This is a genomic window from Photobacterium frigidiphilum, from assembly GCF_003025615.1.
Classification (GTDB): Bacteria; Pseudomonadota; Gammaproteobacteria; order Enterobacterales; family Vibrionaceae; genus Photobacterium; species Photobacterium frigidiphilum.
In genome coordinates, this window is the sequence record NZ_PYMJ01000047.1 from 24,091 (window position 1) to 35,147 (window position 11,057).

Consider the following 11,057-nt stretch of genomic DNA (forward strand, 5'->3'; position numbering starts at 1 on the left):
CAATTACCTCTCTTTTAAGTCTTAGTTGTGCGAGTGGTTTTTTGGGGATTAATTACGGCAGAATAGGGAAGGTATTTGACTATAGAATTTTTAATATATGTTATTAAAAAAATAGACCACAATTGTGATCTATTTTTTGTCTGACTAACTGTTGTTTTATTTGCCTGCAATACTCAAACGGGCAAAACGAATCTGTGGTGCAAAGAAATCACGCTCGTAATCGTTGTTTAGTGTATTACTTACCGCATCAACTTCTTTCAGCATTTGATAGAAGTTACCAGCAACGGTAATGCCACGAACAGCTTGAACGCGTTTGCCGTCGCGGCATAAGAAGCCACTCGCGCCGAACGAGAAATCACCGCTTACAGCATCTGCTCCAGAGTGAACCCCTTGAAGCTCGATAAGCTCAAGGTATTCGCCAGCCGTGACTTCTGCATCAGAACTTGTACCAGCAGCAATAACAGTATGACGAGGTGATACGCCTAAACCGCCTTTAGCTGAACGTGCACCATTGGCAGTATTCTCAATGCCAAAGAAGTTAGCTGTATGGCTATTGTGAAGCATGTTCTGTAGCTTGCCTTCACCAATTAAAATGGTGTCACGTGCAGCAAAACCTTCACTGTCGAAGCTCTTAATTGCAAAACCACCTTTAACAATCGCTTTATCAGAAATTGTTAATAGCGAACTGGCCACTTGCTGCCCTAATAGGTCGCGCCAAGGGTTGATCCCTTTCATTGCCGACTGCCCCGACAGGCTCATGCTAAATGCACCAAACAGGTTACTGAGCGAGCTTAAGTCGAAGACGACTGAGTAGTTCTGAGTCGCAATAGGGCCGCCATCAAGCAAGGCTTGAGCGATGTCATAACCATGATTGATACAGAAGTTTGCATCGAGTTGGTCAAAGCGACGTCCTGAAGACATGCCACCATGCATCGATTGCTTACCGTCTTGCTCGTACAAGGTGTATGCATAGCAATAGGTAGAACGTTCTTGATGGTGACAAAGCGTGCCTTGGCTATTCGCTAGAATTATTTGGCTGTCAGATTCAGCGAAACCATTGTATGGCGAGCTAGAAGCGTGAGGCTTTGATACCACACCGTTTTCAAGCGCTAACGCCATTTCAATTTTATCATCAACTGTTGCGTTATCTTGTTGATAGATTTCGGCAATGTTAGTGGTGATTTTACTGTTAATACAGCTAATAGCTTGATGTTCATCTTGCTGAGAGAACTGAGCATTTTGCAGTGCTTGTTCGAGCATGATATCAAGGCTTTCTGGCGCTAATGATTCAGAATAGCTGGTGGCTACACGCTGATCTTTCACTACCCGCACACCAATAACTTGCCCTGATGTCACTTTATATTCGGCAAGTTCACCGTCGTTGGCTTTCAGTGAAAAGTTGTTACTGCGGTTGGCAATAACATCGGCTTGTGCACCCGCTGCTTTTACTTTTTCTAATACGTGGTCAATCGCATTCTGAAGTTTGTTTTGATCAGCCATTAGTTACCACCCCCAACAAGAATATTGTCAACTTTTAGTGCCGGTTGGCCAACAGTCGTTGGCACTGAACCACTTACAGAGCCACACATGCCAGCTGCTAATGCAAAGTCATTACCCACCATGCTAATTTCTTTCAATACTTTTGGTCCAGTACTGATCAAGGTAGCTGATTTCAATGGCTTAGTGATCTTACCATTTTCAATTAAGTAGGCTTCTTGTACGGCAAAGTTAAATTCACCAGTACCTGGTTGAACAGAACCGCCGCCCATCTTCGGCGCATAAATGCCGTGCTCAACACTGGCTACCATTTCATCAAGCGAGCTGTTGCCTGCTTCAATGAAGGTATTACGCATACGAGAAGTCGGTGCGTATTTGTATGATTCACGACGGCCAGAACCTGTTGGCGCATAGCCAGTCTTCATGCCGCCTAACTTATCAACCATAAAGCTGGTTAACTTACCGTCTTTAATCAGCTGGGTGCGTTGGGTTTCCATACCTTCATCATCGATGTTGATAGAACCCCATTCATTCGTCATGGTGCCATCATCAACAGCGTTGACCACAGTATTGGCAATCATCTTGCCCATTTTATCGTGGAAAACCGAGGCTTTCTTTGCAACTGATGTGGTTTCAAGTAGGTGACCACAGGCTTCATGGAAGATAACACCGCCAAAGCCGTTACCGATAATCACCGGCATTTCGCCTGACGGACAAGGATCGGCAAATAGTTTAACCATGGCTTGTTTAGCCACGTGTTGACCAAGATCTTTCGCATTTACGCTGTTGTGAAATTCCCAGCCAGTTAATGCGCCCGGTGCTTCAAAACCGGTAGATTGGTCGCTACCATTTTGCGCAATTGCAGTCGCTGCTATACGGGTATAATGGCGGGTATCACCAATATGAAGACCTTCAGAGTTGAAGATTTCAATTTGTTGTTCACGTTGCAACATACGGCCAATGAACTGAGAGATTTTGTCGCTTTCAGCGCGGGCTGCATGGTTAACTTCTTTCAAGAAGGCAATTTTTTGTGCAAGTTCTGCACCTTGGCTCAGTGGGTACTGGCAAGTGTGTTTATTGGTGTAGCGATTAAGGTTTAATGCTACGCCATCAATGATTTGATCACGTTTATCTTTTGCGGTAAGTAGGCTAGTAACACGTTTTAATTCTTCTTCTTCCGTGCTGTTGGTGTAGCCGTAAAGTACTTTGTAACCGAAAAATAAACGAATGCCGATACCAAAATCGATACCTGAATTGACTTTATCAACCTCACCCGAGACTAATTCTACAGAGCTTGATTGGTGATGCTCTACAAATAATTCGGCAAAATCAGCCCCAAGAAAGAGGGCATGATCGATAACTGCTTTAGCAGTAGCAGGGTTTAGCATGGTTGCTCCTTGCTGAATAAAATAACCAGATCAACCTATCACTAATCGATAACGTGTTCACATTATTAGTGCGATAGGTCGATTCTATGAATTATAAAGACTCTTTTCTAACTATTGAGCACAGAATGCTTTCTAGTTCATCCCAAGGCAGAAGCTCTTTGTCGATAAACTCGATACGTGATTCAAAGCCATCTAACGATAATTCATTTACAGATACCACTTGGTTTACCACGTTAAAGGCAATACAACCACGCTCAGTGTTCACAACGGCTTTAACGCGTTGGGCACTTATCTTTGAGAATAGTGTAAATAACTGGGAAAAATCGAAAATTTGATCGGCAGCAAAGAACCAACCACAGCTGCGATAGCCTTGGCCGCTATTTTCTTTACGCACAAAAACTTGCCCTGGGGCTAATTCAAAATCGGGCAACGGTGCCATGTCGGCACTGTCTGAGTGGTGATGATGGTGGCTATGTTGCGCTTCTCGTTCTAGGCGTTCAACGTCTAGCCAATTAAGTTCAAGCTCACCTTGTTGAACTTTACCAATCGCTGCTTTTGCAGGTTGGCAGCTTTCAATAAAATGTTCAAATGCGATGAGGTCATACTCTGTGCTTTCATCGATTTTGTTGGCGACAACCACATCGGCAAGTGCGAGCTGATCTTGGAAATTGGAATTGTCGGTATACGCGGTATCTGCAAAATGGCGAGGATCAACCACAGTAATGGTTGCACGAAGGTCGATGTAATCTTCATACATGCCCGATGTAAGCTTAGTGATGACTTCTTTAGGGTGACCCAAGCCTGTCGGTTCGAGTAATAAGCGGTCAGGTTTTTGCGCCAATAAAGCATTAATACCGACAGACATAGGCAGGCCCGCGACACAACACATACAACCCCCCGGCACTTCTTTGATGATCGCCCCTTGTTGAGAAAGGATTGCACCATCGACGCCGACGTTGCCAAATTCATTAATCAATACTGCCCATTTTTCATTTTCAGGTTTGCGAGCCAGTAAAGATAAAATAGAGGTCGTTTTACCAGCACCCAAAAAGCCCGTGATGATATTAGTAGGAATGCGTTTCATGCTGTGACAGATCTCCTTCGGAACGACGGGGTAACCGTCTTCAATACATCCATGTTACTCAAAAAGAGCCGTAGGTAGAAGAGAGGTATTTTTTGCATGACCAAAGTGGTCGAAAAACACGCTAATTTAGACGAAAGTACGCCTAATAGGCCATATTCCAATGGCTAGTTGAATACTACTCCAGCTCTTTAAGCCCTTTATACTCTTCTAATGCTGCTGGGTTTGCCAAGGCTCCCATATTTGTTACTGGCAAATTATGCACGATGTTACGCACGGCAAGTTCCACCAACTTACCAGATTTGGTTCTAGGTATATCAGTAACTGGCAGAATAACGGCAGGTATATGACGGGGAGAGCAATGGTGTTTAATGCGCTGGCGTATCGTGGCTTTGAGTGCGTCGTCTAACAGGTAACCATCGGCAAGCTGAACAAATAACACCACCCGCACATCGTTCTTCCAGTTTTGTCCTATCACCACTGAATCGGTAATTTCGTGTAATGGGTTTACTTGGCGGTAAACCTCTGCTGTACCGATACGTACACCGCCTGGGTTTAATACGGCATCAGAACGCCCAAAGAAAACCATGCCACCCGTACTGCTTAATGCTACAAAATCGCCGTGATGCCATGTATTCGGATAGGTATTCCAATACGCATTATGATAGCGCTTTCCATCAGGATCATTCCAAAAACCAATCGGTTGATTAGGGAAACTATTACAACAAACAAGTTCACCTTGTTGGGTTAATTCTGATTGCCCCTGTTCATTGAAAACACGCACATCCATACCTAATGCTTGGCTCTGGCATTCTCCTTTATAAACTGGGTTAAGGGGATTACCGATAGCAAAGCAACCACAAATATCTGTACCACCAGAAATTGAAGCAAGCTGAACATCAGATTTTATGTGGTTATATACATAGTCAAACTGTTCTGGTGCAAGCACTGAACCTGTTGAACATAATGTTTGTAGGTGTGGTAATGAATAGAACTGGTTTGGGCTGTAATTTTGTTTTTCGAGTGCTTCTAAATATTTCGCTGATGTGCCGAACAATGAAAGCTGCTCTTGCTCTGCCATATCCCATAATACGCTAGCATTTGGGTAAAATGGTGAACCGTCATACAGTATGACGGTAGCCCCAGAAGCTAGCCCGCTGACTAACCAATTCCACATCATCCAGCCGCATGTCGTGAAATAGAAAATCCGATCACCAGACTTTACGTTACAATGTAACTTGTGTTCTTTAAGATGATTTAGTAACAACCCCCCAGTGCTGTGTACGATACATTTGGGTTTACCTGTAGTGCCTGATGAATACAAAATATACAGCGGATGGTTAAAAGGCACAGGTGCAAATTGAATATCTGCTGGTTCGTATGGATCTAATGCACTTTGCCAAAGAGTTAGCGTGATAGTTTTAGGGATAGAAGCTGTAAAAGCTCGTATATCTACCTGGGTATAGGGAACAACAATCAATTGTTCGACGCTGGGAAGCTGAGACAGCATTTGCGTAATATTGCCTAAGCTGCTGTGTGATTTTCCGTTATAAAAATAGCCGTTTGCCGCTAATAATACTTTGGGTTTGGTTTGACCAAATCGTTCTACTACACTGTCTGCACCAAAGTCGGGTGACGTCGATGTCCAAATTGCGCCCAATGCAGATGTAGCCAACATGGCAATAATGGCCTGAGGTATGTTGGGTATGTATCCTGCGACTACATCACCTTGTTTAACCCCTTTATCGGCGAGAAACTGGGTAAGTTGTGATGTTTGACGATAGAGCTGTTGCCAGCTTATACGTTGCTGCTGTTCTTTTTGCCCTTCACAGTGAAATACGATGGCATCTGCAGCTGCATGTCGATTCCAGTTTTTGAGTAGATTCTCAGCAAAGTTCAGTGTTGCATTAGGGAACCATTGTGTCTCTTTAGCTGGCAGCGTTGACTGCAAGGGGGTAAAGCAAGTGGGATCGCCTTTATGACCTATCACATCAGAAAAATCCCAAACTTGATCCCAGAAGATGTCGCTATGGGCAATAGACCAATGATGTAGCTGGTGGTAGTCATGAAACAGCGTATTTTGTTGCTTACTTAATTGAATCATAAATTGATAGAGCAAACTGGATTGAATACGCTCCCGTGAAGGGCGCCACAGCATGTGTGGATCGTCGGTGTTTACTGTCATTGGTTAAACCCTCCGTGCGTAACGTCGTCATGTTTATGATTGTTTAGTTTAGTGCAGCTCACTTACTGTTGATCGGGGTGAGCCAGTTTGAATGCACTTATTTGTTGGCAATGCTGATCAACGAGTGAGAGATTGGGGTATTTAGTCATATCAAAATCAAAACGCTTCGCGTTGTAAATTTGTGGAATTAAGCAAATATCAGCCAACGTTGCGTGCTTGCCGAAACAGAAAGTCTGTTCAAACGATGGGCTACGATTCAACATGGCTTCTAATGCCTGAAAACCGCGTTCAAGCCAATGAAAATACCAAACCATTTTTTCGTTCTGGTTAGCGCCTAAATCACTGTTTAAGTAGTTAAGTACGCGAAGATTATTTAAAGGGTGAATATCGCAGGCAATCAATAAGGCAAAAGAGCGACACTTCGCTTTTTGCCAAGGATCGTTAGGTAGCAAAGGAATATTTGGGTACGTTTCATCGAGGTATTCAATGATCGCTAAAGATTGACTCAATATTCCGTGGTCGGTTTTCACGCTAGGCACTAAGCCATTAGGGTTTACAGTGGTATAACTACTACTGTTTTGTTCATTATCAATGAGTGAAATAGGGCACTGCGCGTAGCTTTTACCTGCATCCAACCCTTTCAAATTTAATGCAATACGAACACGGTACGAGGCAGAAGAACGGTAATAATCGTATAGCGTTATTGCAATTGCGTCATCCATTGTTATTCCAGCCCTTTTTATTTAAACGGGTTTATGGCGTTCTAAATCTTGTTTATCATAGACGTTAGTGTATTTAACGACCTTCTGCTCTATTGCACCGAAAATAGAGCGCCCATCGTCATCAAACATTTCTATTTTTACGGTATCGCCAAACTTCATGAAGGGGGTTACGGGGATGCCATTTTCAATCGTTTCAAGCATACGTCGCTCGGCTAAGCAGCAAGAGCCACTTGTACGGTCAAGGTTAGATACAGTGCCTGAACCAATGATTGTTCCCGCCCCAACATGGCGGCTTTTCGCGATATGCTGCACCAATTCAGCGAAATTAAAGGTCATGTCTGTTCCCGCATGAGGCTGTCCAAATAATTCGCCATTTAAGTGGACTGTTAGGCGGTGGTGTACTTTAAAATCATACCAGCTGTCATTCAGTTCATCGGGCGTTATTGCTACAGGTGAAAAAGCTGATGCGGGTTTTGATTGGAAGAACCCAAACCCTTTGCCAAGTTCATTAGGAATAAGGTTACGTAACGACACATCATTCACTAACATCAGCAATTTAATGTGGTCGTGTAGTTGTTCTGTGCGTGTTCCCATTGGAATATCGTCGGTAATGACCGCAATTTCACCTTCAAAATCGATTCCCCATGCTTCATCGGCTGCTTGTATATCTTGATAAGGACCAAGAAAGCCATCAGACATACCTTGGTACATTAAAGGATCGGTCCAGAAGCTTTCAGGCATTGCTGCCCCACGGGCCTTTCGAACCAATTCAACGTGGTTAACATAAGCACTGCCATCAGCCCATTGATATGCACGAGGAAGCGGCGAAGCACATCCGTGCGGGTTGAAAGGAAAAACATCATGAGCAACGCCATCATTAAGATTGCGATAGAGGTGCTGTAAATCAGATTCAACTTGCTCCCAGTTATCTAACGCAAATTGCAGGGTTGGGGCAATGTCGTGTGCGTGAACGGCTTGTGTTAAATCTCTTGATACAACAATGAGTTGCCCATCACGACCTTGATGTAGAGACGCTAATTTCACGGTGTGCTCCTTATTTACAATGTAAATCTATATATTCAAGTTAATAGAAAATAAGCAATGGAATGAATGATTTATGTGTTGTTACTTGCCGTTATTTACGGTTCAACCAAGAATAAACATAGTCTTTATTTTCAACACCTTCAGGTAAGTCTGCTATTTCTAATGGAAAGCGTGTATCAATCATCACGGCAACTTCATCAGTTTCTTTTTTCTGATTCGTCTGACTCGCTGCAAGTGCTTTAGGGTGGGGGCCATGAGAGAATCCGCAAGGGTGATGAGTGATCATTCCGGCTTCAATGTTATCTCGGCTGAAGAAATTACCACGGTGATAAAACAGCACTTCATCGTAGTCATCATTGTTATGAAAGAAGGGTACTTTAAGCGCATTTGGATCGCTTTCGATCGGACGAGGTACAAAGGTACAGATGACAAAACCATCTGCGATAAATGTAGTGTGTGCTGACGGTGGTAAGTGGTAGCGGTGGCTCATTAACGGACGAATATCACGCCAATTTAATTTGAAAACGGTGAGGTTACCTTTCCAACCTTGTGCATCTAGTGGATTGTAAGGGTAGGTAATGGTATTCATTTGGTTTCGCGCTTTTAATAGTACTTCCCACGTTTGTTGATCGCTCTGTTTATTATTCTGTAGATCGTCTTGCTGAGCTAAAAAGTCATCATCAATGCGAGCATATTCTAATATCGCAGGGTCATAAACGGCGTGTTGTCCGACAATACCTCTATCGGGTGTTTTATAGCCGCTGTTTGACGCTTCAATCAGTAACAGTGATACGGGTTCATCCATTTCAATACGCCAGCTGGTGGCGCGGGGTATAACAATGTAATCACCGTCTCTAAAACTTAAATGACCGTAATCACAATAGAAATGACCACAGCCACGATGAACAAATATCACTTCATCACCATCGCCGTTACGTACTAAATGGTCCATACTTTGTTGGCTATTCCAGACGCGTATTTTCACATTGTCGTTATGAAGAAGCAGCGAGGCATCCCACGGTGTAATGCCTGATTGTTCAAGCTTGGTGGTGTCTATCGCGCGTGGTCGAAGTGAGCCTTCCCATTTTATCCAGCCTGTTGGGGCGTGCTTATGATACATATGGCTAGCTGGGCCAAAGAAACCTTCTTTCCCGCATTCGCGTTCGAAAGTACCTTCTGGAAGATCACAATGTGCCTGCCGAGAAGCTTTTCCTTCAATGATTGGAAACTGAAACCATTGCTGCATCATTAACTCCCTCTTTCGTCAGCCTTTTTAACATCGATTAACCAAACACAAGAGTCGAGAAAGGTTAAATGAATGTTAATTAATGATTTAACTTTGGCGGAGTTACAGTAAACAATCAACTAAATGGCAGTAATAGAAATACCGATAGTGTGTTGAATATTTTACATATATGTATTTCTAAAATCGTTCTTACTGTAGAGATACTTCATATCTTTCAAACTGTTAATTTATCCCTTTAGAAGCTGCATAAGAGAGGAGGTTGGTTATGCTTGATTATTGTGTCGAAAGTGTCAGCACAAAGCACATGTAAAATTTATGTTACACATTGTTTTTGTTTGATTCCTATTTGCGGCTTCCATTTCCCCCTATAAAACACCTAATCTTTATAAAAAGGACAGGTATAGATTATCTGCGTTCATAGATTTAATGGTGAAGCTGTTAATCATTAATTTCCGATTAAGCCATGGTTAGGCGTATACCCAAATAACAACAAGATCAGATATTCATATTGAATGAGGTTTGGGTGTGAGAATTAGAGGGCATTTTTATGGGAAAAGCGACCAAGTATGTCTCTAAAAAGTCAGATGAAAATGGCTTTATAGATTGGAGTGAAGATGAGAATCAAATCTGGCACGATTTGGTTGTAAGACAGCTCACTTGTATTAAGGGGAAAGCCTGCGAAGAATATCTTACTGGGCTAAAATTACTTAACTTACCTACCGACCATGTTCCGCAGTTAAAGAATATTAATCGAGTGTTGAAAGAAACGACGGGGTGGGAATGTGTAGAAGTACCTGCATTGATTAACTTCGACCGTTTTTTTTATTTACTTTCTAATAAACAGTTTCCAGTCGCCACCTTTCTACGAAGTCGTGATGAGTTTGATTATTTGCAAGAACCTGATTTTTTTCATGAAGTGTTTGGCCACTGCGCGATGCTGACTAATCCCGCTTTTGCTAAATTCACCCACGCGTATGGACGATTAGGTTATGAAGCCAGTAAAGAAGATCGTGTGTATTTAGCCCGGCTGTACTGGTTTACCGTTGAATTCGGTTTAATGAAAACAACCGATCAGCTTACTATTTATGGTGGTGGTGTTTTATCTTCCCCTGGGGAGACAGAGTATGTATATACAGGTAGAAAAGCACGTTATAAGCCTTTTGAGCCAGTCGATGTAATGCGCACGCCTTACCGAATCGATATTATGCAGCCACTCTATTTTGTGATTCAAAACATTAACCAGCTGTATGAACTCGCACAGCAAGACATTATGAGCATGGTGCAAGAAGCCAAAGTTTTGGGGCTACACAAACCGTTATTTCCACCCAAGAAAAAGGAGCATTTAGGGGAATATGTCTAATTTACATGAATTGAAATGCGAAGCTTGCCACATTGATGCACCAAAAGTAACGGATCTTGAATTAGAAGAGATGTTACAGGGTATCTCGCAGTGGAGCGTAATAGAGCGTAGTGGAATTAAACAACTGGAACGTGAATTTACATTTAAAAACTTTAAACTTGCTTGGGCTTTCAGTAATAAAATTGCTGAGTTAGCCGAAGAAGAGTTTCATCACCCAAGCATAACGTTAGAGTGGGGGAAAGTGACCGTTTGCTGGTGGAGTCATTCAGCGAAAGGGCTACATAAGAATGATTTTATTTGCGCTGCGAAGACTGATCGTTGTTTTGAATAGTGCGTTCTTTATGTTGAACGTGATGTATTGTTCGAAAGAAAAGCCACAGCATTTTTGTTGTGGCTTTTTCATTTCGATTGTCCCGTCCTGAAATGTGTTTACACATTTAGGACTTATTATGACTACATCAATCACCCCCTCCGTTAAACGTACTCAACGCGATTATACTTTGGGCTTTAAATTGCAGGTTGTAGCCGCCGTTG

9 protein-coding genes are annotated in these 11,057 nt (G+C 42.7%); 2 read left to right on the forward strand and 7 right to left on the reverse strand.

Going from position 1 to position 11,057, the window contains the following annotated elements:
- Nucleotides 1-156: 156 nt before the first annotated feature.
- From C9J12_RS26720 to C9J12_RS26750, 7 genes are all read right to left on the reverse strand, one after another.
- Complete coding sequence (locus C9J12_RS26720; RefSeq protein ID WP_107245779.1) at nucleotides 157-1,500, reverse strand: TldD/PmbA family protein; 1,344 nt, start codon at nucleotides 1,498-1,500, stop codon at nucleotides 157-159.
- Nucleotides 1,500-2,885 (reverse strand): TldD/PmbA family protein, encoded by a 1,386-nt coding sequence (locus tag C9J12_RS26725; RefSeq protein ID WP_107245781.1) that lies wholly within the window; start codon nucleotides 2,883-2,885, stop codon nucleotides 1,500-1,502. Before C9J12_RS26725 ends, C9J12_RS26720 begins: the two co-directional genes overlap by 1 nt.
- Nucleotides 2,886-2,976: 91 nt before the next feature.
- Nucleotides 2,977-3,969 (reverse strand): CobW family GTP-binding protein, encoded by a 993-nt coding sequence (locus C9J12_RS26730; RefSeq protein ID WP_107245783.1) that lies wholly within the window; start codon nucleotides 3,967-3,969, stop codon nucleotides 2,977-2,979.
- 175 nt (nucleotides 3,970-4,144) lie between these two features.
- Nucleotides 4,145-6,151, reverse strand: coding sequence for an acetoacetate--CoA ligase (locus C9J12_RS26735; RefSeq protein ID WP_107245786.1), 2,007 nt, complete (start codon nucleotides 6,149-6,151; stop codon nucleotides 4,145-4,147).
- 62 nt (nucleotides 6,152-6,213) lie between these two features.
- Nucleotides 6,214-6,873: a maleylacetoacetate isomerase gene (gene maiA / locus C9J12_RS26740; RefSeq protein WP_107245789.1), complete on the reverse strand. Its 660-nt coding sequence runs from the start codon at nucleotides 6,871-6,873 to the stop codon at nucleotides 6,214-6,216.
- A 21-nt stretch (nucleotides 6,874-6,894) separates the two neighbouring features.
- A complete protein-coding gene (locus C9J12_RS26745; protein ID WP_107245791.1) occupies nucleotides 6,895-7,917 on the reverse strand; it encodes a fumarylacetoacetate hydrolase family protein in 1,023 nt (340 codons plus the stop codon).
- A 91-nt stretch (nucleotides 7,918-8,008) separates the two neighbouring features.
- Complete coding sequence (locus C9J12_RS26750) at nucleotides 8,009-9,163, reverse strand: homogentisate 1,2-dioxygenase (RefSeq protein ID WP_107245793.1); 1,155 nt, start codon at nucleotides 9,161-9,163, stop codon at nucleotides 8,009-8,011.
- Between the two features lie 547 nt (nucleotides 9,164-9,710).
- Here C9J12_RS26750 and phhA point away from each other — a divergent pair.
- Nucleotides 9,711-10,523 (forward strand): phenylalanine 4-monooxygenase, encoded by an 813-nt coding sequence (gene phhA / locus C9J12_RS26755; protein WP_107245794.1) that lies wholly within the window; start codon nucleotides 9,711-9,713, stop codon nucleotides 10,521-10,523.
- Nucleotides 10,516-10,854 (forward strand): 4a-hydroxytetrahydrobiopterin dehydratase, encoded by a 339-nt coding sequence (locus C9J12_RS26760; protein WP_107245796.1) that lies wholly within the window; start codon nucleotides 10,516-10,518, stop codon nucleotides 10,852-10,854. Before phhA ends, C9J12_RS26760 begins: the two co-directional genes overlap by 8 nt.
- Nucleotides 10,855-11,057: the final 203 nt, after the last annotated feature.

What these genes read in the sequence shown, in the direction of transcription:
- C9J12_RS26760 (WP_107245796.1), top strand. Translation starts at nt 10,516, where the DNA reads ATGTCTAATTTACATGAATTGAAATGCGAAGCTTGCCACATTGATGCA.
- C9J12_RS26725 (WP_107245781.1), bottom strand. Translation starts at nt 2,885, where the DNA reads ATGCTAAACCCTGCTACTGCTAAAGCAGTTATCGATCATGCCCTCTTT.
- C9J12_RS26720 (WP_107245779.1), bottom strand. Translation starts at nt 1,500, where the DNA reads ATGGCTGATCAAAACAAACTTCAGAATGCGATTGACCACGTATTAGAA.
- phhA (WP_107245794.1), top strand. Translation starts at nt 9,711, where the DNA reads ATGGGAAAAGCGACCAAGTATGTCTCTAAAAAGTCAGATGAAAATGGC.
- C9J12_RS26750 (WP_107245793.1), bottom strand. Translation starts at nt 9,163, where the DNA reads ATGCAGCAATGGTTTCAGTTTCCAATCATTGAAGGAAAAGCTTCTCGG.
- C9J12_RS26730 (WP_107245783.1), bottom strand. Translation starts at nt 3,969, where the DNA reads ATGAAACGCATTCCTACTAATATCATCACGGGCTTTTTGGGTGCTGGT.
- maiA (WP_107245789.1), bottom strand. Translation starts at nt 6,873, where the DNA reads ATGGATGACGCAATTGCAATAACGCTATACGATTATTACCGTTCTTCT.
- C9J12_RS26735 (WP_107245786.1), bottom strand. Translation starts at nt 6,151, where the DNA reads ATGACAGTAAACACCGACGATCCACACATGCTGTGGCGCCCTTCACGG.